The following is a 24,421-nucleotide window of genomic DNA, read 5'->3' on the forward strand; positions in this document are numbered from 1 at the left end:
CTTCCTCAGTCCCGGAGTTGTTTCTGGCTTTCGACCGGGTCGATCAACACGGCTTTCTGTTGGCGCACCAGCAGATCGAGGATTTCGTCCTGACGGTCGCCCAATACACCGTTGAAGCTGATCCCGCTGGCTTTGGTCGGTGCGAGCATCGAGACTTTGTACAGCTCGACGCTCAGAGGCGAGTCGATGGACAGCGGGCCTGAACCGTTGGAGGTCAGTTCGCCGCCGACCATGATCAGCGAGACTTCGGCATCGAACGGGTCGAGCTTGATGTCGCGGTCAGTGTCCGACAGGTCCTTGATGTGGCCGTAGACGCCCATCAAACCGTTACCGATGGCCAGGTTTTCGTACAGCTTGATGTTGGTGCTGTTGCGAACCCGGATACCGTGACGCTTGTTGGCGAACACACGATTGCCCCACAGCAGGTTGTCGGCACTCTCATACAAGGTGATGCCGTCGGTGTGGTTGCGGTAGATCTCGTTGTACGCCACCAGGTTGTTCACGCTGTTACGGTCAAGGACGATGCCGGACAGGTGGTTGTCGTAGCTCTTGTTGTTGATGATGAAGCTGTCGTTCACCTCACGGGAGACGATGATCCCGTGCTTTTTCTTGGTCCCGTACACCGTGTTCTCGGCAATGATCAGACCGTGGGAACGGTCATGGGGGTCGATGCCGTAGATGATGTTGTCGTGGTAGGTGCTGCCCTTGACCACGAAGTCGCGGGTTTCATAGCAGTAGAAGCCGTACCACATGTCCGAGAAGTCAGAATTGACGATCCAGCCGGTTGGCTCGGCGCGGTTCATCTGCGCCTTCATGTTCGGTGTGTACTGGGAAATACTGACGCCGTACGACTTGCTGTTGTTGTAACCCAGGCTCGCCACTTTGGTGTTGAACATGTAGGTCTGGGTGCCACCCCAGGACAGCAGGAACGGGCGGAATTCCTTCGGCGCCTTGAACGTCGACGGGCCGTTGGACTTCTCGCTCCAGCCGGTCAGCTTGGTGTCGGACATGAACAGCAGGTTGTCGTTGACCAGAAACGCACCGGCATCCTGAGACAGGCGCAGCTCGGTGGTTTTCTTGTCGACTTCAAAGATGCCGTTCTTGCCGACAACGATCGGCAGACGCGCCAGAAAAACGCCCGGCGAGGTTTCGCTCAGGTATTGTTTAGGCACCTTCTTCGCCAGCTCCTGCAAGGTCATGTAGCCATCTTCGATGAAGATCGCCTGGGGGATGCCGTGCTGACGGGCCACCCATTCGGCCATCTTGTTGTCACCGCCGATGAATTCTTTCAGCGAGTCTTCCTGCATCATGCGTTTGATCGCAACCTTGCCCGGCTTGCTGCGCACGATCTTCTTCTGCATGGCCTGCTGGGTGTAACCCGAGAGGTCAGGCAGTTTTGGTTTGTCCATCAACAGCGGCTCAATGGGCGGACTGCTGATGGAGTAGGTCTTGGCCTGATGCAGGCCTTTGACCAGCACATCCTTGCCATCCGCCGGATGCGCCGCAGGGGCGGGAACCGGCAGCGGGCTGTTGGCCATGGCCGCAGTGCTGGCGAGCAGCAAGGCGCTGCTCAGCACAGCGCTTTCCAGCAGGGCATAGGGCCATGCCCGGTGACGCAATCTGCTTGCTTGACTGTTCATCTCATTGCACTCCTATCGCGGCTTGCATCAGAAGCGCCAGATGACGTCGACGATGGCGCGGTGCATGTAATCGTCTACACCGCTGTGGTACGCATCGCCCGGTTTGAACACGCCTGCACGCAGACGAATCAGCGCCGACGGTTCGTCGAACGACTGGCTTACCGCAGCAGGCAGCAGGCCTTGCTTGAAGTACTTGGTGACGACGAGGTCCATTTCCTGGCCCAGGTCCTTGCGGCCGTCTTCGAGGGGCAGCGAGGCAAAGGTGCTGACGCCATCGTCATCGACATTTTCCTGAGCAGGGTTGATGCCCGCGCCGCCGATGCCCGAATGGCCGTCGACGCGACGGAACTTGTGGTAGATCAGCGAGGCGTCGTACTCGTCCTGCATCTGCCAGGACGCGAACAGCGAGCCCGACTCTACGTTGGCCATTTCGCCCTGGAACGCTTCACCGAAGCGATGCACGCGCGAGCGGGTACCGGTCCAGTTCGAGCGGTTGCTTTCCAGACCGTTCTGCTCGTAGTTCTTGCTGGCGCGGGAGTAGGCGCCGCCCACTTGCCACATCGGGTCCAGACGGAAACGCAGGCCCAGGTCGGTGGCCCAGCCGTTGACGTTTTCGCTGTTCTTCTCACCGGCCACGTACTGATCTTCGGCCGCGTTGTAGGTGGTGCCGATGCGGTCACGATCACCGGTCAGCCAGGTCAGGCTGCCCCAATAGTTGACGGTGTTCAGGTTGCGGTAGTTGTACGCGTCGCTGTTGGCCTGCAGACCCAGCCAGGTCAGGTCGCCACGCGAAGTCTTGTCCAGGTCGTCGATGGCTGAGCCCTGTTGTTTCAGGCTGCCGCCGTCATGACTGTGGTGCGCACGAACGCCTGCCCATTGGCCTGGCGTCCATTGGTATTCCACGTCGCCATACAGGTGCGAGCGATCCTTGTCCTGTGCCGACAGCTCGGTCAGGTCGGTACGGTATTCGCTGAAACGCTGGGCGGCGCCCACTTCTGCCTTGAGCAGGGTGGTGTCGAAGGTCCAGTTCACCGCTTCGATGTTGGTGTCGTGCCACTGACCGTCGTCATTGCGCAGACGCTGACGACCGACTTTCAGGATCTCGCCAGGGTAAGGCGTGAAACCGCTGTAGCCGATCCAGAATTCGCGCAGGGCAGCGTAGCTGTCATCCACTTTGCGGCTGTTCGACGTGCTGCGCGAACGCTGGGCGCTCTGACCGTTTGCGTCAGTGACCTGCTGATCCAGCGGGTCGGTCTGAATGGTGTCGGTAGCAGTAACTACCTGGCCCATCGCGTAACCGCTCCAGTTGCCCCACTCGCCATAGGCCCACGGACGCAGATCCAGACCGACACCGTTGACGTCGCCACCGCTGCGGGTGCCGAGGTCACGGTCGTCTTCCATCTGGCCGGTCGCTTTGACTTCGATGCCGAAATTCTGAGTGTCGGTCAGGGCTGCCAGTGTCGGCGTGGCCCAGATCAGGGAGAAGCCCAGACCGAATCCGGCCGCCATCAGAGGGTTCAACTTAAGCTTCATAGAGGTGCGTCCCCGCCGTCTTTTTCTTCTTGCAGTGTCTGCAAGGCCAACGCGTTTTGCGCGGTTGTGCCGCGGACCTGCTGTTCTCGCTGGAGAAGGCTCTGCGCCTGGGCGCGCTTCTCAGGCGGCAATTGTTCGTTCAGTTGTTGCGCAAGATCCGTCGCTTGCGGCGTGCCCTGAGCCAGTGCGAGCTGGCCGAAGACCCATGCGTTGACCGGATCAGGCTTGATACCTTTGCCTTGCGAGAACAACTGCGCGAGGGCGAAGTCGGCACTGTTCTGGCCACCGCGTGCGGAGGTCAGCAACTGGTCGACAGCTTTCTGCGGGTCTGGATGGCCCAGATAACCCCGGCGATACAGCTGACCCAGGTAGTAATGCGCGGAGATTTGCGTCGCAGCGGCCTTGGTCAGGTGCTCTTCGGCTTTCTTCGCATCCGGCAAGACCAGCTTGCCTTCGTAATACAGCTTGCCCAGCAACAGTTCGGCGCGCGGTTGATCTGCAGCACGGCCGTTGTCCAGGTATTCCATCATCTTGTTGACGTCGCCCAGTTCGGGGAAGTCGTACAGCAACTGCGCCAGGCTGACCCACGAAGCGGGGTAACCGGGGGCGACTTTCTCCAGCAGCGATTGCGCGGTCTTTTCGTCCGGCTTGCCGATTGTCGAATCCGCCAGCACGCGAGCGACGCTGTCGACACGCATGGCAGGCACGCTGCCCATGGCGTAGCCGCTTTGCATCTGCTCGATCAGCGCAGCCTGTTTGTCGGCTTCGCCACGCTTCTGGTAGACCGTCGCCAGCTCGGTGTAGCAAACGTCAGTGGTGCGCAGGGCTTGCTTGCAGATGCTTTCGACTTCAGCCAGATGCTGGTCGTAGGTGCCCTGGGTGCGATATAGCAGCACCTGGGCCAGACCCGCTTCCGGGTAACCGCCAGCGCGCCATTCGTTGATCTTCTGCTGCGCGTTCACGTTCGGGAACGTGTGCGGGTATTGCAGATAGAGCATCGCCAGCGGAATCAGCGTGCCGGCTTCGCCATTGGCGAAGGCTTTCTTCAGCAGACCTTCGGCTTCACGTTGCTCGGCCTCGGTGGAGTTCGGCTTGACCGCCAGCAACTTGCCCAGGCGCGATTGCGCCCGAGGCGAAGTGGCGGCTGCAGCGCGATACGTTGCCTCGGCCTGCTTGATCAGCTCCGGGTCGCGGGTACCCACCTGGATATCCGCGAGGCCGACCTGTGCATCGCTATAGCCCAGGTCCGCCAGTTGCCGATAGTTTTGCTCCGCCAGCGCGGTGTCGCCGCGTTTCAGGGCTTCGTTGGCCAGGCGCTGATCGGGCAGGCCGGCACAGCCGCCCAAACCGATAGCGATCGCCAGGCTCAACAATGTAGGGGCTGACAAGCTTCGTAGTGGGCTAGCCATGTTTAGAAACCTGCCGCCGTGGCTTTATCGATCAACCAGTTCAGCGACGGGCCACGAGTGCTCACCACTTCAACCGGGCGACCTGCCAGGCTGCTGTTGATGGCTTCGTCAGGCTGGATCTGAACGCGGATGTCAGAAGACAGGTCAGCAGGGCTCAGGGCCGTGGCGCTGACGATCTTGCCGCTGTGGTCGCCGTCTTCGCCAGCGACCTGGAAGGTCACGCGAGCGCCCGGCTGTACATCGGCGAACTGACGATAGGTGAAGCGAGCATCGACATTGGCTGCGACGTTGCGCGGGACCATCTGGAAGATCACTTGACCTTTGCTGGCGTACTGACCGTCGGCGACCAGTTGCTTGGCCACGACGCAATCGCAAGGGCTGGTCATGGTGCCGGCCAGTTGACGACCGAACAGTTCTTCAATTTTGGCCGGCTGCATTTCGTCCGGGTCCAGGTTACCTTTCAACATGTCCAGCATGCTGGTGTTGAAGGTCGCCAGCGGAGCGCCTTTGGCGACGTTGCCGTTAGGGGCGACCAGACTGGTCACAGTGCCTTCACGTGGCATAGTGACATCCAGGCTCGGCACGCTGACCAGGCCCGACGTGGAGTGGCTGACGAAGTACATGCCGTAGACCGATTTGGCGACGAAGCCGAACGCAATCACACCGACGGCGAAGATGCCGATGCTGAAGGTCACGGCACGCAGACGACCGAATGCGCTCAGGCCGCTGCCGCCGTCCTTGGATTTGCGTGCCTTGGTGAAGTTATCGCGCTGCAGGGTCGCCAGCACTTCGCCCATGCTGATGAGGTCGCCCGACAGGTGCGAAGTGATCAGATGACGCAGAGTCGAGATGTCTTGCGATTCCAGATTCTGGAACTGGCAGCCGACACGGCCGGTGCTCGAATCGATGGTGCGCACCTGCAGGTCGACGTCCATGGCCAGACCGAGGTTGTCGATCAGGAACTGCAGACGACCCTTGATGACCTCACCGACGGCTGGACGCAGGTTGGCAGGCGCTACAAAGCTCAGACCGCCTGCGGAAAGGTCCTCGACACGCACCAGCGGAGCGTTCGGCTGACCATTTAGCAGTCGCAGTTTGGCCGGGATCTTGACCCGTGCGTGCTGACGCTGGGCTTCGGATTCATGTACGACATTGGCATTCACGGCTGTATTCATGGTGGTAATTCCTGATTAATCGAGTTGATCCATTGTTTCGGTCAGAGGCCCGGTCAGACCATTGTCAGCAGCACGGCAACGAAGATGCTGCCAGCCGAGAAAGTCATGGTCCGCGACGACCAGGTGTTGAACCAACCCTGGAAGCTGGCCATGTCGCGGCTCAGTTTTGTGTCCTGGCGGGTCCAGGACTGTCGGTCGAGACGGAAGAAGACGTAGATCTTCATCAGTGCGCCAACGATCTGGTTGTAATAGAGAATCATCGGATAGGCCGGCCCGATCTTGTGGCCGCTGCACGACAGCAGCAGCGTCAGGATCAGACGGGTGATGCCAATCCAGAGCAGGTACGCCAGCAGGTATTCGATACCGAACTTCAGGCTCGCCAGCATCGCCACGGTCAGGCCAAGGATCGACGTCCACATCGACACGCGCTGGTCGAACAGCACGATGCTGGTGAAGACCCCGAGACGACCAACGCCCAGACCCAATGCACGGGAGTTCTGCCGAAGGTTGTTGCCGTACCAGCGGTACATCAGCTTGCGGCTGGCCTTCAGGAAACTTTTTTCCGGCGGGTGCTCAACGGTGTTGATCGCGGCATCCGGTACGTAGAACGTGTCGTAGCCCAGGCGCATCAGGCTGAACCAGCTGGACTTGTCGTCGCCGGTCAGGAACTTGAAGCGGCCCAGACGCCAGTGCTGCAGCGAGTCGCTTTCCACGTCGGCGATGAACGCCGGGTCCGTCACCACGGTGGCGCGGAACACCGACATACGGCCGGTCATGGTCAGCACGCGCTTGGACAGCGCCATCGAGCACATGTTGATGTGACGCTGAGCGAAACGCAGCTTGTGCCACTCGCTCATGATGTAGCCGCCGCGGACTTCACAGAACTCGTTGGTGGTCAGGCCGCCGACGTTGCCGAACAGCTGGAACCACGGCACGGTTTTCTGCACCACGCCCTCAGCCAGAACGGTGTCACCGTCGATCACCGCAACCACGGCGCGGTCGTCGGGCATGTGGCGGGAGATGGCGCGGAAACCGAACGCCAGGCCGTCACGCTTGCCGGTACCGGCGATGCGCACGAAGTCGAGCTTCACGTGCTCCGGCGGGTTGTACTTGGCCCACAGTGCCTTGACCAGCAGCTCGTCGGACATTTCCACCAGGGAGCACACGATGGTGGTCGGGAAGCCGCATTTGATGGCTTCGCGAATCACCGAGCTGTACACCTGAGCGGTGGTCAGCGCATCGATACGAAAGCTGGTGACCATCAGGAACACGTGGGATGGATCGGCTGCCTTGCCCAGCTTGCGCACTTTACGGCGCAGGTGCGGGTAGACGATGTACAGGAAAATCATGCCGCGCACGAAGTGCGTTGCGCCCATCGAGTAACGCCAGATGCCGACGATACCGATCAGGAAAATAAAATCTTTGGAGTGCGAGTCAAACAGCGATGCAGGCAGCGCCATGGCTATGGCCGCCAGCAACGTCAGATAAAACAGCCAACCTGCGGCCTGGAGGAAGCCGTGCTTCAGCCTTTGCATAGTGTGTATCCCTAAGTCAGTTGCAACCTCAAGCCGCAAGCTTCAAACCTCCAGTCGCTGGCGCTGACGCCCGGGACTGGAGGGATGAAGCCTGAAACTTGCAGCTCGTGGCTTGCAGCTCGCTGTGTGTTACCAGCAGATACCTTCGATTTGACCGTTTTCGGTGGTGGTGCCTTTCATGAAGCCCACCAGGTCAATCACACGCTTGCCGGCTGGCGCGTTGTTGGCGAGTGCACGGAAGCGCTCGTCGCGGTTACCCAGGATGATCACGTCGGAGTTGTTGATGACCGCGTCGAAGTCCGAGTTCAGCAGGGACGAAACGTGCGGGATCTTGGACTCGATGTAGTCTTTGTTGGCGCCGTGAACGCGAGCGTATTCGACGTTGCTGTCGAAGATGCTCAGGTCGTAGCCTTTACCGATCAGCATTTCTGCCAGCTCGACCAGTGGGCTTTCGCGCAGGTCATCGGTACCGGCCTTGAAGCTCAGACCCAGCAGGGCGACTTTGCGAGTGTCGCTGGCGGCGACGATGTCGAAAGCGTTCTGAACCTGGGAAACGTTGCTGCGCATCAGGGAGTTGAGCAGGGGGGCTTCAACGTCCAGAGAGCTGGCGCGGTAGGTCAGGGCACGGACGTCTTTCGGCAGGCAGGAACCGCCGAACGCGAAGCCTGGGCGCATGTAGTACTGCGACAGGTTCAGAGCCTTGTCCTGGCAGACCACGTCCATCACTTCACGGCCGTCGACGCCGACTGCCTTGGCGATGTTGCCGATTTCGTTGGCGAAGGTGACCTTGGTCGCGTGCCATACGTTGCAGGTGTACTTGATCATTTCGGCAACGGCGATGTCCTTGCGGATGATCGGTGCGTCGAGTTCTTCGTACAGGGACTGCAGAACGTCACCGGACGCCTTGTCGAATTCGCCGATAACGGTCATCGGAGGATGGTCGTAGTCGGCAATCGCGGTGCTTTCACGCAGGAATTCAGGGTTGACCGCGACACCGAAGTCGACGCCGGCTTTCTTGCCCGAGCAGTCTTCGAGGATCGGGATGACAACGTTTGCGACGGTGCCCGGCAGAACGGTGCTGCGCACGACGATGGTGTGACGGGTGCTCTTGTCACGCAGTACGAAGCCGATTTCGCGGCAGACCGATTCAATGAAGTCCAGCTCCAGATCGCCGTTCTTTTTGCTTGGCGTGCCGACGCAGATCATCGACAGGTCAGTGTCGCGAATGGCGGCGGAGAAGTCTGTGGTGCCGCGCAGTTTGCCGGTCTTGATGCCGGTTTCCAGCAACTCGCCCAGACCTGGCTCAACGATTGGCGACTTGCCCTTGTTGATCAGATCGATCTTGGCGGCGGAGATGTCCACGCCAACAACATCATGACCACGCGCCGAGAGGCAGCCTGCGCAGACTGCACCGACATAGCCCAAACCAAAGATGCTGATACGCATAGTAATCTCCTCGATGTTTACGCCATTAGTTGGCCGAATATAAAAACTGTCTTACAACTTTTGCGCACTCGTACGCACGGCAATGAATGTCGCGTGACAAGCACAGGCAGAATTAAGGGGTGAGTTACCTATATGAAAGGCAAACCCGAATGTTACAGATCAAAAGTGTCGAGTAGCCCATACATATTTATATAGGTTCCCGATCTGGGATGTGGCAGGCACTCCAGCGGATGGTTTGCGCGTCGTGCTCAGGCGTTCAAGGACAAGGCTTTTAGCCGTCTCCCGATGAATCAGCCCCGATTCACGACTGCGGGCACCCGAATGGTGCTAGCTCAATTCACTTCAACTAGTTTGGTGCGTGACTCCTTGTACGTACCACTTGACCGACGGGTCTAACTTCGTTGAGAAGCAACTTCCAGATCTGTCCATGTGCCATGTAAGAGATGTCCTACATGGGGGACGAGAATTGTTACGGGATGTAGGAGCGTGGGCATTCCCCATAAGTTCCGGGCCGCTCGTCCTCTTTTTGAGATTTTTCGTAACACCAGGCGGTTTTCAGCAGGATCCAACGTGGGGCCAACCAAGGTTTGAGCCTTAGTTTGTAAGGCTTTGGCCGACGTGCAGACTGGAGTACCACTCGTTCAAATCAACGTGCCGAAATCTGCAAAAAAAGTTGTTAAATTTTTGAGAAAAAAAAGAGCACTTAGTTTCTGACTGTTAGTTGGCGCCAATTAGTCGGCAGCACTACCGTTCGTCCGCGCAAACTGCAGGTTATGAACTAAGTAAGTGTGGGAATTTGCGAACAGAGTCACTGTTAATCTTTACTTTCGGTTGGATGGATAGACGCATTCGAATGATGGGACCAACCGATGCGCACTAAAAATGCAAGGCAGGTGTCCTGAGAAGTGCACCGAAGTGGGATTGAATAACGTCGCGGCGCCCGTCAACGATTGAAGACGGGCAATGCTTGCTGGCGAAAGGACGGGTAGGTGCAGGTCAGGCGTCTTGCTCATCGCGCAGGAAAATGAGCTTGTCCGGGGAGGACAGCTCTTTGCTGTATCGATAGCCGTGAGCATCGAACTGCGTCAGGTCTTTGGGCTTGCTGATACGCTCGGAAATCACGAAGCGAGTCATCATGCCCCGGGCTTTCTTGGCGTAGAAACTGATGATCTTGTACTGACCGTTTTTCTGGTCGCGGAACTCGGTTTCGATCACGCGGGCATTCAGTGCCGGACGCTTGACCGCTGAAAAGTACTCGTTCGACGCCAGGTTGAGCAGCACATCGTCGCCTTGTTCTTTCAGCGCTTCGTTCAGCCACTCGCTGATGCGGTCGCCCCAGAATGCGTAAAGGTCCTTGCCCCTGGCATTGGCCAGCTTGGTGCCCATTTCCAGGCGATAGGGTTGCATCAGGTCCAGAGGACGAAGCAATCCATAGAGCCCGGACAACATACGCAGGTGCTTTTGGGCGTACGTCAGATCGGGTCCGCTCAGGGTGTCGGCGTCGAGACCGGTGTACACGTCACCCTTGAATGCAAGCAGCGCCTGTTTGGCGTTTTTTGGGGTGAACGCCGGATTCCAGCTGCCAAAGCGGGCGGCATTGAGGCCGGAGAGCTTGTCGGACAGATGCATCAGCTCACCGATCTGCGCCGGGGTCATGTCGCGCAGCTGGTTAATGAGCTCCTGAGAGTGATCCAGAAATTCCGGCTGGGTGTAGCGCTTGGTGGTGGGCGGTGTTTCAAAATCGAGGGTTTTGGCTGGGGAAATCACCATCAGCATGGGCAGGTCTCCTTTGATCGTCGGGCGATTCTAGGGGTTGCGTGCGGATCACTCCAGCTATGGTGTCGATAGGCGCGCTCCTGCAGCAGCGGTGCCGGAATCCGGCATTCTGGCCCAAGGCAAATCCGCTATAGTGCCTCGCCGGTTTTCGGCCTCTTTATCAAGGATTGGGAGCACGTCGTGTTGCGCATGCTGTTATTGATCGGAGCCTGTTTGCTGGGGCTCAACGCACAGGCGGCCACGGGCGATATTGCGATGCTGGATCGCGCAGTCTGGCCGGAGGCTCTGGAAACGCCGCAGCTGTTCGACGTGGCGTCTCGTGCGCAAATTCTCAGCTTCGCCCATCAGTTGCTGGAAAGCGAAAACCTCAGCGACGCCCAGCTGAGCGCGCGTCTGGGCCTGCGGCAGATCAACCTGCCGACGGTGAACCTGATCCGCACACGGCTATGGACGCGGCTGTTCGAGAACTGGACATTCGCCGAAAAAACCTGTGAAGCCGACGCATCATTCTGTGTGCTGGTTGACGACGTGCCGATGCTGCGTCAGCGCGCCGCCGAATACAAAGTGGCCGATGACTCCTTCTATGCCAAGTGGGCTGCGCCGGCCGATGCCTTCAACCAGCGTTATCTCAACGAACTGTTGCGCATGGCCGCCTTGTTCCCGCAGACCAGCAGCGAGATCGAGCGCTACAACTCAGACGAACTCAGCGGCGAAGAAATGCCCGATAGGACCTTCCTGCTCAATTTCGAGAGCGGTCCGACCGTTGCTGACGGGGCGACTGACTGGCTGGCCGACTTCATGCGCCAACAGAAGATCACCGCCACGTTCTTTGTGCTGGGCAAGGCCCTGCAAAGTCGTCTGGACAGCACCTCGCCCCAGGCGCTTCAAACGCTCTACCGCCAGCAATGCGTCGGCCTGCAGGGCTGGGAGTTCAGATCCCACGCCCACTGGCGCGACTGGCAAGACTCCATCGAGCGCACCGCCGCGCTGGTTCAGCAGCTGCTACCGGACAATTTCGTGCCGCTGTTCCGCCCGCCTTACGGCCATCGTCGTGCCGACAGCGCGCCATTCTTCCGCGACCAGCAGCTGCGAGTCTCTCTGTGGAACATTGATTCCCAGGACAGCACCGGACGCATCAGCGCCGAGCAGGCTGCCAACCGGGTGCTCACGCTGATGCTGCTCTGGCGGCGCGGCAATGTGGTGTTTCATGACAGCACGGACAAGCCGCAGCAGGCGGTGCCATGGCTGATGGCCAATACCGCGCAAAGCGGCGTGATGTGGGAAGACTGCCATATCTATCCGCAGCAGTTGGCGGACGAAGAAGATGCACCGGATGAGGAGGATGATACGCCCGACGATGACGCCGCAGACGAACCAGCCGAGCAGCCGGGCGCAGCGGTTGAGCAGACGGTGCCGCCAGTGAAAGAAGGGGAACAATGAAAGGGTAGGTGGGAAATTTCTGAGGATTTGTCCCGGACCGGACTTCCGACTTTAAACGCGGCTGACCCATCCGCCAAGGGCTAATTGTCCCCCCGAGAAATAAACTTCAAAAAGCGCCGAAACGCGTTTTTATGTCATCGGTTTTGCGGTATTACGACAACAGACCGCCGAACCCTGCAACACAGGTGGCGTCATTCCAGACCCCACTTTGCGCAATTTTCTCCTGCCTCAAGGGGAAAGCCTCGGCGGCCTTTTCGTGGCGCAGCATCGCTGTGTGTTGCGTCACTTGGCTACTACAAAGGTGAGCGAGTATGGATGACCACGGACGCACCCCTTCCTCTAACCAGCCAATCCTTTACGTGCTCGATACCAACGTATTGATCCATGATCCAAACGCGCTTCTGAATTTCGAAGAACATCACGTAGCACTCCCCATGACGGTCCTGGAAGAACTGGACAAGCTCAAGGCGGGCAAGCACTCGGTGGCTGCTGAATGTCGGCAGGCGATCCGGTTGATTGACAAGACACTCGGCGAAGCGACCCCGGAGGAGGTTGAAAAAGGCGTACCGATCGATCGCGGTACAGGCGTATTCAAGGGTTATCTGTCCATCCTCATGAACAAGCGGCAAGAGCCCAACCGGGTGCTGCCTGACAACCTCAATGACAACATCATCATCAACCAGCTGATTGACCTGCATGCGCGGAAAAAGGACACGCGCATCGTACTGGTCACCAAAGACATCAACATGCGCCTGAAGGCGCGGGCCTGCGGCATCGAGGCCGAGGACTACAGCACCGACCAACTGGTCGACGACGTGTCGATGCTGTCCCGCGGCTACCACACCATGACCGGCTCTTTCTGGGACCGGGTGAGCAAAGTCGATACCCTCCAGGATCATGGCCGTACCTGGCACAAAGTGCAGATGATCGAGCAGATTCCGTCTGTGCACATCAACGAGTTCATCATCGATGAGCAAGGCTTCGTCGGTTGGGTCAAAGGCGTCAAGCCTGACGAGCTGCTGTTGCTGGACATGCACCAGGAGCCGCTGCTGCACCAGGAAGCGTGGGGACTGAAGCCGCGTGACATCTATCAGGGGCTGGCGCTGTTTGCGCTGCTCGATCCGGACATTCATCTGGTCAACCTGTCCGGCGCGGCCGGTTCGGGCAAGACCATTCTTGCCCTGGCCGCTGCCATCGAGCAGACCATGGTCAGCAAGCGTTATCGCCGCATCATCGCCACCCGAAGCGTGCAGGGGCTCGACCAGGAGATCGGCTTTTTGCCCGGCACCGAAGCAGAAAAAATGGAGCCATGGCTCGGCGCGATCACCGACAACCTGGAAGCGTTGCACATGGATGATGAAAACACCCATGGCAGCGTCGATTACATCCTGAGCAAGGTGCCGCTGCAGTTCAAATCCCTCAACTACATCCGGGGCCGAAGCTTCCAGCAGAGCCTGATCCTGATCGACGAATGCCAGAACCTCACGCCGCACCAGATGAAAACCATCATCACCCGTGCCGGCGCGGGCTCTAAAGTGGTCTGCCTGGGCAACCTGGCGCAGATCGACACGCCTTATCTGTCGGCAACCAGTTCGGGGCTGACCTACCTGACGGAGCGTTTCAAGGACTTCCCCAACGGCGTGCACATCAGTCTGCAAGGTGTCCCACGCTCGATCCTGGCTGAATACGCGGAGAGCCATCTCTAAAAGGTTCAAGCGTCAAGCCTCAAGCTGCAAGCTCGCGCTCACTCAATGTCGCTAGCTTGTAGCTTGTAGCTTGTAGCTTGTAGCTTGTAGCTTGTAGCTTGTGGCTAGCAGCCCTAACTCCCTACAATCCCCGCTCCTGTTCAGGAGTCATCCCGTGCTCACTCATCTCGATTCCCAAGGTCGCGCCCACATGGTCGACGTCACTGAAAAAGCCGTGACGTTCCGTGAGGCGGTGGCCGAAGCGCGCGTGCGCATGCTGCCCGAAACCTTGCAAATGATCGTCGCAGGCGGGCATCCCAAAGGGGACGTATTTGCCGTCGCGCGCATCGCCGGCATCCAGGCCGCGAAGAAAACCAGCGATCTGATTCCCCTCTGTCATCCGTTGATGCTTACCGGTGTGAAGGTCGAACTCACCGCCGAAAGCCCTGACACCGTGCACATCGTTGCGCGCTGCAAACTCTCCGGTCAGACCGGGGTGGAAATGGAAGCGTTGACCGCCGCCAGCATCGCCGCCCTGACCATCTACGACATGTGCAAGGCGGTTGACCGCGGCATGACCATCGAACACGTGCGGTTGCTCGAAAAGCTCGGTGGCAAGAGCGGACACTTCATCGCCGACGACCAGGTGCTCGCCCAATGACCATTCACGTACAAGTCCAATATTTCGCGCGTTTTCGCGAAACCCTCGGCACCGAGAGCGAGAACCTCGAAGGCTCATTCGCCACCATCGACGCCGTGCGCCAGCATTTACTCGAGCGCGGCGGTGTGTGGGAAGTGCTGAGTGAGAAAGGCATCATGTGCGCCCGCAACCAGGAGCTGTGCTCGCTGGACACGGCCGTCGAACCGGGCGATGAGGTGGCGTTCTTTCCGACCGTCACCGGAGGTTGATATGGCCGTTCGAGTACAAGCCGCCGCGTTCGATCCGGGCGCGGAACTCAATGCCATGCACGACGCCAACGTCGGCGTGGGTGCGGTGGTCAGCTTTGTGGGCTATGTGCGGGATTTCAACGACGGCCGTGAGGTAGCGGGGATGTTTCTCGAGCATTACCCCGGCATGACCGAGAAGGCGCTGGTTAAAATCGCTGATGAGGCGCGGCAGCGCTGGCCGTTGCTCAAGCTGGAAGTGATTCATCGCGTGGGCGAGTTGGAACCGGGCGAGCCAATCGTGTTCGTCGCGGCGGCCAGCGCCCATCGCCAGGCCGCGTTCGAGGCCTGTGATTTCGTCATGGACTACCTGAAAACCCGCGCGCCGTTCTGGAAGAAGGAAAACACTTCAGAAGGGCCGCGCTGGGTTGAGGGCCGCGACAGCGATCACATGGCTGCAGATCGCTGGAAATAGGCTGCGGGCTCAGCATTCGCAGGCGCGTGGAGTCATTCCGCCGCAGGAATCGCTCGCTGCACGCGCACCACCGGCCGTAGCAACACGGTCGGCGGCGTTTCGCAGCTGATCTTGCGGCCCAGCTTCTCTTCGATCGACGGCAGCTGATACGAATCGTCTTCCCCGGCGAAGCTGATCGACACGCCGTCTGCGCCGGCACGACCGGTCCTGCCGATGCGGTGCACGTAGTCGTCCGGGACTTCCGGCAGGGTGAAGTTGATCACGTGGCTGATGCCGTCGATGTGAATCCCGCGACCGGCGACGTCGGTGGCCACCAGCACGCGAATCTTGCCTTCGCGAAACCCTTCCAGCGTCTTGATGCGCTTGTGCTGCGGCACGTCGCCTGACAACTGCGCGGCATTGATGCCGTCACGCACCAGACGCTCTTCGATGCGTCGCACTTCATCCTTGCGGTTGGCGAACACCATCACCCGCTCCCAACCGTGGTCGTTGATCAGGTTGAACAACAGCTTGTACTTGTCGGCGCCGGCCACGGCATAGATGTGCTGCTCGACGGTGTCGCTGGCGACGTTCAGGGATTCGATCTCGACGATCGCAGGGTCCGTCGTCCACTGCTTGGCCAGGTTCATCACGTCTTCGGTGAAGGTGGCGGAGAACAGCAGCGTCTGACGTTCGCCCTTGTGCGGAGTCTGGCGAATGATCGAGCGGACCTGAGGGATGAAGCCCATGTCGAGCATGCGGTCGGCTTCGTCCAGGACCATCACCTCAACCATGTCCAGGTGCACTTCGCCGCGCTGGGCGAAGTCCAGCAGACGGCCTGGCGTGGCAACCAGAATGTCGCAGTGGCGCGCTTCGAGGTGCTTGAGCTGCTTGTCGAAATCCATGCCGCCCACGAACGTCATCACGTTGAGGTCGGTGTATTTGGTCAGCGCCTCGGCGTCCTTGGCGATCTGCACCACCAGCTCGCGGGTCGGCGCAATGATCAGCGCACGGGGTTCACCCATGTAGCGCTCTTTCGGCGGAGGCGTCTGGGTCAGCTGAGTGATGATAGAAATCAGGAAGGCGGCGGTCTTGCCGGTGCCGGTCTGGGCGCGGCCGATGGCATCGCGGCCTTTGAGGGTGTAACCCAGAACGCCCGCCTGGATCGGCGTGCAGTACGGGAAGCCCAGGTCCTGGATCGCGTGCATCAGTTCGGGAGCGAGGGGGAAATCGTGGAAACGGGTTTTGCCTTCCTGGGGTTCGACGACGAAGTCTTCGGGTTTCCAGGGAATGACGACGGGCTTGGGCGCACGTTCTCGGCGCGGGCGTTCAGCCCTAACGGGCGATGTAACGGCCGGTGCGGTGGCTGCCAAATGCTCGGGCGCAGGCACGTGCACTTCTGCTGCTGACGGTTCCCGGGAGACGCTTTCGGTCTGGCGCTCGGGGACGGGGAGGGGAGCAGCAGGCGCGAGCGGCTCAGCCTCGCTTTTTCCGAACATCTTTTTAAGTGCTTTGAGCACGGTGATCTCATCGATAGATTTAGGAATGTACGCCGGGGAGTGTAAAGCAAGAACCCGGCGCGGCGTAGTGTCCTAGCAAATCCGCAACGTAATTGGAAGGATCAATTGAGTGGACTAGCGAAGCTTATCCGCGAGCCAGACACCTATGTCGGAAATTTCCTGCGGTAACACTTCGTGCTCCATTGGGTATTCCTGCCATGTCACGGTGACGCCCTGGGCCTTCAAATGCTCGTAAGCCGCTCGCCCCATGGCGTGCAACACCACCGGGTCATTGCTGCCGTGCAAGCAATAGGCCGGGATGCGTTGCTGGCTGGCGGACAGGCTCATTTCGTCGCTGAAAGTCGGTGCGTACGTGGACAGCGCAAGTACGCCGCCGAGGGGGCCTTCCAAGCGCAGGAAGGCGGTGTGCAACACCACGGCGCCGCCCTGGGAAAACCCTGCCAGGAAGATTCGGGCCGGGTCTATGCCGCTGTCCCGTTGCTGTTCAATCAGCTTGATGACGTCTTGCGCCGAGCCTTCCAGCTCGCCGCTGTCGATGGCGCGGGCCGGGCTCATGGCCTTGATGTCGTACCAGCTGGGCATCGCGTAGCCACCGTTGATGGTGACGGCCCGGGTCGGCGCCTGCGGCAGAATGAATCGCGTGGTCTTCAGCGTCTTCTGCAGCATCTCGGCCACCGGCAGGAAATCGTAGCGATCAGCCCCCAGGCCGTGCAGCCAGATGACGCAGGCGTCGACTGCCAATTCCGGGTCGATGATCAGCGGTTCAGTCATGTGTGCTCCATTAGTGTGCGGCACCTCTGGCGCAGCGCTTTAAGGCGGTGCGCCAGCTCGTGTGCGGGTGAATGAAAGATGTCGCAAGGTTACAAGTTTTGATCTTGACCTGTCGCTAATTCGACATTGCCAGCATGGTGGTACGGGCTTTGCTACACAACCCGCGGAGTGAAGGCGCTCACCTCGGGCGGTAACACTAATAGGCTATCAAGCAGACAGCCGCGTGTTGCGTTAGAGGCAGCATGGAATCATCGAGCAGGATTCCCGGCACGATTCGCTTTGAACCTCGGGGTTCAAGGACATCATGGGGCTTCAGTCTGCTGGACTCGCAACATGCTGAACACGCGATGACCAGATGCCTGGCGTCGGTGGCGGTAAACGGGTTCAACGTCGCATGACCCAAAAACAAGCCAGCACGGGTCATGAATGCCTCACAAGGGTGCGACGGGGCTAAGGCTCCCACACAACAAAGAGCAAACTGGAGGTTTGAATGAAGATGTTGAAATCCACCCTGGCTGTAGTGGCCGCCGCTGCAGCGCTCGGTCTGACCGGGTTCGCTCAAGCGGGTGCCAAGCTGGACGCCATTCAGAAGAAGGGCTTTATTCAGTGCGGCGTCAGTGACGGTCTGCCAGGCTTCTCGGTTCCAGATGCAAGCGGCAAGATCCAGGGCATCGACGCCGACTTCTGCCGCGCTGTTGCTGCCGCGGTGTTTGGCGACGCGACCAAGGTCAAGTTCAGCCAGCTGAACGCCAAAGAGCGTTTCACTGCGCTGCAGTCCGGCGAAATCGACATCCTGTCGCGTAACACCACCTGGACCAGCTCCCGTGACGCGAGCATGGGCCTGGTATTCCCGGGCTTCGTGACCTATTACGACGGCGTTGGCTTCCTGGCCAACAGCAAGCTGGGCGTGAAAAGTGCCAAGGAACTGGACGGCGCGACCATCTGTATTCAGGCCGGTACCACCACTGAGCTGAACGTGTCGGACTACTTCCGCGCCAACAACCTCAAGTACACCCCGATCACCTTCGACACCTCCGACGAAAGCGCCAAGTCGCTGGAATCCGGTCGTTGCGACGTACTGACCTCCGACAAATCCCAGCTCTACGCACAGCGCTCCAAGCTGGCCTCGCCGAAGGACTACGTCGTCCTGCCTGAAACCATCTCCAAAGAACCGCTGGGTCCTGTTGTCGCACGTGGCGATGAAGACTTCAGCACCATCGTTCGCTGGGTGGGCTACGCGCTGCTGAACGCGGAAGAAGCAGGCGTGACGTCGAAAAACGTTGAAGCCGAAGCCAAATCCACCAAGAACCCGGACGTAGCCCGCTTGCTGGGTGCCGATGGCGATTACGGTCCGCAGCTCAAGCTGAAGAAAGACTGGGTCGTGCAGATCGTCAAGCAAGTCGGTAACTACGGCGAAATCTTCGAGAAGAACCTGGGCGCAGCCACTCCTCTGGAGATCGCTCGCGGTCAGAATGCTCTGTGGAACGCTGGCGGCATTCAATACGCACCACCAGTGCGTTGATTGACCTGCACCCGGCTGCGTGAATCGCAGCCGGGCGCTTTGTTGCATTTCTTCCGGGGCACTCCATGCAAAATCAAATCAGCGCACCCAAGCAGAGGCTCAGCCTCAGCGACCCTAAAGTGCGTGCGTGGCTATTTCAGATAATTACGGTTGTCGCCGTAGTCGCGATGGGTTGGTATCTGTTCGATAACACCCAGACCAACTTGCAACACCGGGGTATCACCTCAGGTTTCGGTTTCCTTGAAAACAGTGCCGGCTTCGGCATCGCGCAGCACCTGATTCCGTTCACGGAGTCGGACACCTACGCGCGGGTTTTCCTGATCGGTTTGCTCAACACGCTGCTGGTGACGTTCATCGGCGTGATCCTCGCGACCCTGCTGGGCTTCATCGTCGGCGTCGCGCGCCTGTCCAACAACTGGATCATCAACAAGCTGGCGACGGTTTACGTTGAAGTCTTCCGTAACATTCCGCCGCTGCTGCAGATCCTGTTCTGGTACTTCGCCGTGTTCCTGACCCTGCCGGGGCCGCGGGCTGCCCACGGGTTTCTCGGCTCGTTCTTCGTCAGCAGCCGTGGCCTGAACATGCCGGCCGCGATTGCCACCGATGCGGCGTGGCCTTTCGTGATCAGCGTGGTGCTGGCCATTGTCGCCATCGTGCTCATGGCGCGCTGGGCGAACAAGCGCTTCGAAGCCACGGGCGTACCGTTCCACAAGTTCTGGGCAGGCCTTGCGCTGTTCATCGTGATCCCGGCGCTCTGCGCGTTGATCTTCGGTGCGCCGGTGCATTGGGAAGTGCCCGAGCTCAAAGGCTTCAACTTCGTTGGCGGCTGGGTATTGATCCCTGAACTGCTGGCCCTGACCCTCGCCCTGACGGTCTATACGGCGGCATTCATCGCCGAAATCGTGCGTTCGGGCATAAAGTCGGTGAGCCACGGCCAGACCGAAGCGGCACGTTCGCTGGGCCTGCGTCCAGGGCCGACGCTGCGCAAGGTCATCATTCCGCAGGCGCTGCGGGTGATCATCCCGCCATTGACCAGCCAATACCTGAACCTGGCGAAGAACTCGTCGCTGGCCGCCGGTATCGGTTACCCGGAAATGGTTTCGCTGTTCGCCGGTACCGTGCTCAACCAGACCGGTCAGGCGATCGAAGTCATTGCCATCACCATGAGCGTGTACCTGGCGATCAGTATCAGCATTTCCCTGCTGATGAACTGGTACAACAAGCGCATTGCGCTGATCGAGCGGTGAGGAAACGCGCATGACATCCCATACTTTCAAACCCGACATGCCACCGCCGAGCAAAGTCTTCGGCCCGGTGGCATGGATGCGCCAGAACCTGTTCTCGAGCTGGATCAACACGCTGTTGACCCTGTTCGCGATCTACTTGATCTGGCTGGTTGTTCCACCGCTGCTGAGTTGGGCCATCTTCGATGCCAACTGGGTCGGTACCACGCGCGAAGACTGCACCAAGGCCGGCGCCTGCTGGGTGTTCATCGAACAGCGCTTCGGCCAGTTCATGTACGGCTACTACCCGCAGGCACTACGCTGGAGGGTTGATCTGACCGTCTGGCTGGCGATCATCGGCGTCGCGCCGCTGTTCATCAAAGTGATGCCGCGCAAGGCGATCTACGGCCTGTCGTTCCTGTTCATCTACCCGATCGTTGCGTACTTCCTGCTGCACGGCGGCGTGTTCGGCCTGGACCTGGTTGCGACCAGTCAGTGGGGCGGCCTGATGTTGACCCTGGTGATCGCCACGGTGGGTATCGCCGGCGCGTTGCCACTGGGTGTAGTGCTGGCTTTGGGGCGTCGCTCCGAAATGCCGGCCATCCGCGTGATGTGCGTGACGTTCATCGAGTTCTGGCGGGGCGTTCCGTTAATCACCGTGCTGTTCATGTCGTCAGTAATGCTGCCGTTGTTCCTGCCTGAAGGCATGAACTTCGACAAACTGCTGCGCGCACTGATCGGCGTGATTCTGTTCCAGTCGGCGTATGTGGCCGAGGTGGTTCGGGGCGGCATGCAGGCCATTCCGAAAGGTCAGTACGAAGCGGCTGCGGCCATGGGCCTCGGCTACTGGCGGCGCATGGGGCTGGTGATTCTGCCGCAGGCCCTGAAGCTGGTCATTCCCGGTCTGGTCAACACCGTGATCGCGTTGTTCAAGGACACCAGTCTGGTGATCATCATCGGCCTGTTCGACCTGCTCAACAGCGTCAAACAAGCTGCCGCCGACCCCAAGTGGCTCGGCATGGCGACCGAGGGTTACGTGTTCGCGGCCCTGGTGTTCTGGATCTTCTGTTTCGGCATGTCCCGCTACTCCATGCACTTGGAGCGTAAGTTGGACACAGGCCACAAGCGTTAGGAGTTTTGTGATGAGTGAAGCTATCAGTAAGCCTCTGGGCGCCGAAGGCATGATCCGGATGGAAGGCGTACACAAGTGGTACGGCCAGTTCCACGTGTTGAAAGACATCAACCTGAACGTGCGTCAGGGCGAGCGCATCGTCTTGTGCGGCCCGTCGGGTTCGGGCAAGTCGACCACCATTCGCTGCCTCAACCGTCTGGAAGAACACCAGCAGGGTCGCATCGTGGTCGATGGCACCGAACTGACGTCGGACCTGAAGCAGATCGAGACGATTCGTCGCGAAGTCGGCATGGTGTTCCAGCACTTCAACCTGTTCCCGCACCTGACCATCCTGCAGAACTGCACGCTGGCTCCGATGTGGGTGCGCAAGATGCCCAAGCGCAAGGCCGAAGAAATCGCCATGCACTATCTGGAGCGCGTGCGCATTCCGGAGCAGGCGCACAAGTATCCGGGCCAGCTGTCCGGTGGTCAGCAACAGCGTGTGGCGATTGCCCGCGCGCTGTGCATGAAGCCGAAGATCATGCTGTTCGACGAGCCGACCTCGGCCCTCGATCCGGAAATGGTGAAAGAGGTGCTCGACACCATGGTCGGCCTGGCGGAAGAAGGCATGACCATGCTCTGCGTGACCCACGAAATGGGCTTTGCCCGCACCGTGGCCAACCGCGTGATCTTCATGGACAAGGGCGAGATCGTCGAACAAGCCGCGCCGAACGACTTCTTCGATAATCCGCAAAGCGACCGTACTCGGCTGTTCCTCAGCCAGATCCTGCACTGAGTCAGGAGCAACGCACCACAGAAACCCGGGCCCAGTGCCCGGGTTTTTTCTTTGTGGGAGCGAGCTTGCTCGCGAAGACGGACGTCATCAAATGAGGAGTGGACACGTACTCCACCGCAAAACTGTACCCAATCCTCGTAAAACTTGTGTTCTCTGCCGATCTCCAACAGGATTACTCCTTTGCGCAATGCGCTGTTACATCCTCCTGCCCCCACGAGAATCCCATGACGACCAAGGCGCCGACGGCGAGCAGTTCCCGTTCCAATGCTTCGACTCCCCATGAAATTGACAAGCTGCTGATCGACGCGGAAGCGGATGACGAGCAAGTTCAGCAGCAACATCCTGTGCTCAAGCGCCCATGGTTCCTGTTGTTGGGCCTGGTGCTGGTGGCGCTGAACCTGCGTCCGGCGTTGTCGAGCATGGCGCCGTTGTTGAGTGAGGTGTCGCGAAGCCTGGGACTTTCGGCGGCCACGGCCGGCTTGCTGACCACGCTACCGGTGTTGTGTCTGGGTTTGTTCGCGCCGCTTGCGCCGATCCTCGCGCGGCGTTTCGGCAGTGAGCGCGTGGTGCTCGGCATATTGCTGACGCTGACCTGCGGCATCATTCTGCGCAGCTCGCTCGGCGAGTTCGGTCTGTTTGCTGGCAGCATCATGGCCGGTGCCAGCATCGGCATCATCGGGGTGCTGCTGCCCGGCATCGTCAAACGCGATTTCGCCAAACAGGCCGGCGCCATGACGGGCGTTTACACCATGGCGCTGTGCCTGGGTGCTGCCGTTGCGGCGGGCTCAACGGTGCCGTTGAGCGAAGTGCTGGGTAGCGGCAACGGCAGCGACTGGACGCTTGGCCTCGGCTTCTGGATCGTCCCGGCGATTCTCGCCGCGATCTTCTGGTGGCCGCAGACGCGTCAACGTCATGGCCAGCATCAGGTGGCTTATCGGGTGCGCGGTTTGCGCCGGGATCCTCTGGCCTGGCAAGTCACCCTTTATATGGGCCTGCAATCGTCACTGGCCTACATCGTGTTCGGCTGGCTGCCGTCGATCCTCATCGGGCGAGGACTGACTGCCGTTGACGCCGGCCTGCTGTTGTCCGGTTCGATCATGGTGCAACTGGTCAGCTCGCTGACCGCGCCATGGCTGGCCACTCGCGGCAAGGATCAGCGGATTGCGATTGTGCTGGTGATGCTGCTCACACTGGCGGGGCTGTTTGGCTGCCTTTATGCACCGCTTGAGCAATTGTGGGCCTGGGCCATCGTGCTTGGGCTGGGGCAGGGCGGCACGTTCAGCCTGGCACTGACCCTGATCGTGTTGCGCTCGCGGGACTCCCATGTCGCCGCCAACCTGTCGAGCATGGCCCAGGGCTTCGGCTACACCCTGGCGTCGCTCGGGCCTTTCGCGGTCGGCGTCGTGCATGACTGGACCGGCAACTGGGACTCGGTCGGCTGGATCTTCGGCATCATCGGCGTCGCCGCGATCATCGCCGGTCTCGGCGCCGGGCGCGCGCTTTACGTGGGTGTCACGAGCGAGAAAATCTGAGGGCTGACATTTTTTCCCCTGCGAATGCCCGTGCAAACCACGGTGCGGCCGCTTATCGTGCAGGCATCCTATTTCCATGGACGGCGTTCCCATGAGCGAGACCTTTACCAGCGAACACAACAGCACGCTGATTACGCGCTTTTACGAGGCGTTCAGCCGTCTGGACGCCGAGGCGATGGCCGCGTGCTACAGCGAAGACGTGGTGTTTTCCGACCCGGTGTTTGGCCAGTTGCACGGGCAGGATGCCGGCGATATGTGGCGCATGCTGACCTCCCGCGCCCGTGACTTCTCGGTGGTGTTCGACCACGTCCGTGCCGATGCCACGACCGGCGCTGCACACTGGGTCGCGACCTACCTGTTCAGCCAGACCGGTCGCACGGTGGTCAACGACATTCAGGCGCGGTTTGTTTTTCGCGACGGCAAGATCTGCGAACACAACGATCAGTTCGATCTGTGGCGCTGGTCGCGTCAGGCGCTCGGCACAAAGGGCGTATTACTGGGCTGGACGCCGCTTGTGCAAAACGCCATCCGTGCGCAGGGCCAGAAAGGGCTGAAGGCTTTTCAGGCCAGTCGCTGACGCTTGATAGAATCCGTTCCCCTCGCTACTGGTCCACGGTCCCGCATGTCTGAAGCCGAAATCGCCACCGCACCCGTGCCCGAAGCCGTGCCGGTCAAATCCTGGTTCGTGTATCTGGTGCGCGCGGCCAACGGTTCGTTGTACTGCGGCATCAGCAATGACCCGCAACGCCGATTCGCCCAGCATCAAAGCGGTAAAGGTGCGCGCTTCTTCAGCTCGAGCCCGGCGATGGCGCTGGTGTATGTGGAGGCCTGCCGCGACAAGGGCGACGCATTGCGGCAGGAGCGGTTGATCAAAAAGCTGCGCAAAAGCGCCAAGGAGTGCCTGGCCGCCGGCTACATCCAGCCGAGTGATGCCGCGCCATCACCCTGAGCGGGTATGCCGTGGGGCT

20 protein-coding genes and 1 pseudogene are annotated in these 24,421 nt (G+C 59.9%); 12 read left to right on the plus strand and 9 right to left on the minus strand.

The annotated features are described in order from the left end of the window. Positions 1-5 precede the first annotated feature (5 nt). From algG to yaaA, 7 genes are all read right to left on the minus strand, one after another. The gene (algG, locus tag AC07VF_RS13830; RefSeq protein ID WP_282369541.1) at positions 6-1,640 is read right to left on the minus strand and encodes a mannuronan 5-epimerase AlgG; all 1,635 of its coding nucleotides are present in this window, start codon (positions 1,638-1,640) and stop codon (positions 6-8) included. A 27-nt stretch (positions 1,641-1,667) separates the two neighbouring features. Beyond that, on the minus strand, positions 1,668-3,173 hold the full coding sequence (locus AC07VF_RS13835) for an alginate export family protein (protein WP_192171835.1): 1,506 nt from the start codon (positions 3,171-3,173) through the stop codon (positions 1,668-1,670). After that, entirely contained in the window at positions 3,170-4,582 is a 1,413-nt protein-coding gene (algK, locus tag AC07VF_RS13840; RefSeq protein WP_133772048.1) for an alginate biosynthesis TPR repeat lipoprotein AlgK, read from the minus strand. Before algK ends, AC07VF_RS13835 begins: the two co-directional genes overlap by 4 nt. A 2-nt stretch (positions 4,583-4,584) precedes the next feature. Next, entirely contained in the window at positions 4,585-5,757 is a 1,173-nt protein-coding gene (locus tag AC07VF_RS13845; RefSeq protein ID WP_282369544.1) for an alginate biosynthesis protein Alg44, read from the minus strand. 53 nt (positions 5,758-5,810) lie between these two features. Next, positions 5,811-7,292 carry a mannuronan synthase gene (alg8, locus tag AC07VF_RS13850; RefSeq protein WP_192171833.1) on the minus strand — a complete coding sequence of 494 codons (1,482 nt, stop codon included), beginning with the start codon at positions 7,290-7,292 and terminating at the stop codon, positions 5,811-5,813. 129 nt (positions 7,293-7,421) lie between these two features. Further along, on the minus strand, positions 7,422-8,738 hold the full coding sequence (locus AC07VF_RS13855) for a nucleotide sugar dehydrogenase (protein ID WP_192171832.1): 1,317 nt from the start codon (positions 8,736-8,738) through the stop codon (positions 7,422-7,424). Between the two features lie 996 nt (positions 8,739-9,734). After that, positions 9,735-10,514: a peroxide stress protein YaaA gene (gene yaaA / locus AC07VF_RS13860; protein WP_282369550.1), complete on the minus strand. Its 780-nt coding sequence runs from the start codon at positions 10,512-10,514 to the stop codon at positions 9,735-9,737. A gap of 183 nt (positions 10,515-10,697) precedes the next feature. On the opposite strand from yaaA, the pseudogene AC07VF_RS13865 reads away from it, so the two are divergent. From AC07VF_RS13865 to moaE, 5 genes and pseudogenes are all read left to right on the plus strand, one after another. Then, positions 10,698-11,888, plus strand: a pseudogene (locus AC07VF_RS13865) (polysaccharide deacetylase family protein); the annotation flags it as partial. A 377-nt stretch (positions 11,889-12,265) separates the two neighbouring features. Continuing rightward, positions 12,266-13,660, plus strand: a complete 1,395-nt coding sequence (locus tag AC07VF_RS13870) for a PhoH family protein (RefSeq protein WP_495009111.1) — start codon at positions 12,266-12,268, stop codon at positions 13,658-13,660. A gap of 154 nt (positions 13,661-13,814) precedes the next feature. Continuing rightward, positions 13,815-14,300, plus strand: coding sequence for a cyclic pyranopterin monophosphate synthase MoaC (moaC, locus tag AC07VF_RS13875; protein WP_282369556.1), 486 nt, complete (start codon positions 13,815-13,817; stop codon positions 14,298-14,300). A gap of 2 nt (positions 14,301-14,302) precedes the next feature. Then, on the plus strand, positions 14,303-14,548 hold the full coding sequence (locus AC07VF_RS13880) for a MoaD/ThiS family protein (protein ID WP_192171893.1): 246 nt from the start codon (positions 14,303-14,305) through the stop codon (positions 14,546-14,548). 1 nt (position 14,549) lies between these two features. Continuing rightward, positions 14,550-14,999, plus strand: a complete 450-nt coding sequence (gene moaE / locus AC07VF_RS13885; protein ID WP_495009110.1) for a molybdopterin synthase catalytic subunit MoaE — start codon at positions 14,550-14,552, stop codon at positions 14,997-14,999. A gap of 32 nt (positions 15,000-15,031) precedes the next feature. Here the strand turns inward: moaE and rhlB are convergent, their stop codons facing one another. Further along, positions 15,032-16,498, minus strand: a complete 1,467-nt coding sequence (rhlB, locus tag AC07VF_RS13890; RefSeq protein WP_495009109.1) for an ATP-dependent RNA helicase RhlB — start codon at positions 16,496-16,498, stop codon at positions 15,032-15,034. A 114-nt stretch (positions 16,499-16,612) separates the two neighbouring features. After that, on the minus strand, positions 16,613-17,269 hold the full coding sequence (locus AC07VF_RS13895; protein ID WP_495009108.1) for an alpha/beta hydrolase: 657 nt from the start codon (positions 17,267-17,269) through the stop codon (positions 16,613-16,615). 490 nt (positions 17,270-17,759) lie between these two features. Here AC07VF_RS13895 and AC07VF_RS13900 point away from each other — a divergent pair, with 490 nt between their 5' ends. The 7 genes from AC07VF_RS13900 to AC07VF_RS13930 all read left to right on the plus strand — a co-directional run bounded on the left by AC07VF_RS13900 (position 17,760) and on the right by AC07VF_RS13930 (position 24,402). After that, positions 17,760-18,791 (plus strand): amino acid ABC transporter substrate-binding protein, encoded by a 1,032-nt coding sequence (locus tag AC07VF_RS13900; protein WP_122535855.1) that lies wholly within the window; start codon positions 17,760-17,762, stop codon positions 18,789-18,791. Between the two features lie 65 nt (positions 18,792-18,856). Further along, the gene (locus tag AC07VF_RS13905; protein ID WP_192171825.1) at positions 18,857-20,038 is read left to right on the plus strand and encodes an amino acid ABC transporter permease; all 1,182 of its coding nucleotides are present in this window, start codon (positions 18,857-18,859) and stop codon (positions 20,036-20,038) included. A 10-nt stretch (positions 20,039-20,048) separates the two neighbouring features. Beyond that, a complete protein-coding gene (locus AC07VF_RS13910; protein ID WP_192171824.1) occupies positions 20,049-21,146 on the plus strand; it encodes an amino acid ABC transporter permease in 1,098 nt (365 codons plus the stop codon). A gap of 10 nt (positions 21,147-21,156) precedes the next feature. Beyond that, the gene (locus AC07VF_RS13915; RefSeq protein WP_037014923.1) at positions 21,157-21,921 is read left to right on the plus strand and encodes an amino acid ABC transporter ATP-binding protein; all 765 of its coding nucleotides are present in this window, start codon (positions 21,157-21,159) and stop codon (positions 21,919-21,921) included. A gap of 224 nt (positions 21,922-22,145) precedes the next feature. Further along, positions 22,146-23,453 (plus strand): CynX/NimT family MFS transporter, encoded by a 1,308-nt coding sequence (locus tag AC07VF_RS13920; RefSeq protein ID WP_495009107.1) that lies wholly within the window; start codon positions 22,146-22,148, stop codon positions 23,451-23,453. A 91-nt stretch (positions 23,454-23,544) separates the two neighbouring features. Beyond that, on the plus strand, positions 23,545-24,030 hold the full coding sequence (locus tag AC07VF_RS13925) for a nuclear transport factor 2 family protein (protein ID WP_495009106.1): 486 nt from the start codon (positions 23,545-23,547) through the stop codon (positions 24,028-24,030). A 45-nt stretch (positions 24,031-24,075) separates the two neighbouring features. Beyond that, a complete protein-coding gene (locus AC07VF_RS13930; RefSeq protein WP_192171821.1) occupies positions 24,076-24,402 on the plus strand; it encodes a GIY-YIG nuclease family protein in 327 nt (108 codons plus the stop codon). Positions 24,403-24,421 lie beyond the last annotated feature (19 nt).

This window comes from Pseudomonas sp. GW821-FHT02H06 (assembly GCF_059421525.1).

What these genes read in the sequence shown, in the direction of transcription:
- algG (WP_282369541.1), bottom strand. Translation starts at nt 1,640, where the DNA reads ATGAACAGTCAAGCAAGCAGATTGCGTCACCGGGCATGGCCCTATGCC.
- AC07VF_RS13835 (WP_192171835.1), bottom strand. Translation starts at nt 3,173, where the DNA reads ATGAAGCTTAAGTTGAACCCTCTGATGGCGGCCGGATTCGGTCTGGGC.
- algK (WP_133772048.1), bottom strand. Translation starts at nt 4,582, where the DNA reads ATGGCTAGCCCACTACGAAGCTTGTCAGCCCCTACATTGTTGAGCCTG.
- AC07VF_RS13845 (WP_282369544.1), bottom strand. Translation starts at nt 5,757, where the DNA reads ATGAATACAGCCGTGAATGCCAATGTCGTACATGAATCCGAAGCCCAG.
- alg8 (WP_192171833.1), bottom strand. Translation starts at nt 7,292, where the DNA reads ATGCAAAGGCTGAAGCACGGCTTCCTCCAGGCCGCAGGTTGGCTGTTT.
- AC07VF_RS13855 (WP_192171832.1), bottom strand. Translation starts at nt 8,738, where the DNA reads ATGCGTATCAGCATCTTTGGTTTGGGCTATGTCGGTGCAGTCTGCGCA.
- yaaA (WP_282369550.1), bottom strand. Translation starts at nt 10,514, where the DNA reads ATGCTGATGGTGATTTCCCCAGCCAAAACCCTCGATTTTGAAACACCG.
- AC07VF_RS13870 (WP_495009111.1), top strand. Translation starts at nt 12,266, where the DNA reads ATGGATGACCACGGACGCACCCCTTCCTCTAACCAGCCAATCCTTTAC.
- moaE (WP_495009110.1), top strand. Translation starts at nt 14,550, where the DNA reads ATGGCCGTTCGAGTACAAGCCGCCGCGTTCGATCCGGGCGCGGAACTC.
- AC07VF_RS13895 (WP_495009108.1), bottom strand. Translation starts at nt 17,269, where the DNA reads ATGACTGAACCGCTGATCATCGACCCGGAATTGGCAGTCGACGCCTGC.
- AC07VF_RS13900 (WP_122535855.1), top strand. Translation starts at nt 17,760, where the DNA reads ATGAAGATGTTGAAATCCACCCTGGCTGTAGTGGCCGCCGCTGCAGCG.
- AC07VF_RS13905 (WP_192171825.1), top strand. Translation starts at nt 18,857, where the DNA reads ATGCAAAATCAAATCAGCGCACCCAAGCAGAGGCTCAGCCTCAGCGAC.
- AC07VF_RS13910 (WP_192171824.1), top strand. Translation starts at nt 20,049, where the DNA reads ATGACATCCCATACTTTCAAACCCGACATGCCACCGCCGAGCAAAGTC.
- AC07VF_RS13915 (WP_037014923.1), top strand. Translation starts at nt 21,157, where the DNA reads ATGAGTGAAGCTATCAGTAAGCCTCTGGGCGCCGAAGGCATGATCCGG.
- AC07VF_RS13920 (WP_495009107.1), top strand. Translation starts at nt 22,146, where the DNA reads ATGACGACCAAGGCGCCGACGGCGAGCAGTTCCCGTTCCAATGCTTCG.
- AC07VF_RS13925 (WP_495009106.1), top strand. Translation starts at nt 23,545, where the DNA reads ATGAGCGAGACCTTTACCAGCGAACACAACAGCACGCTGATTACGCGC.
- AC07VF_RS13930 (WP_192171821.1), top strand. Translation starts at nt 24,076, where the DNA reads ATGTCTGAAGCCGAAATCGCCACCGCACCCGTGCCCGAAGCCGTGCCG.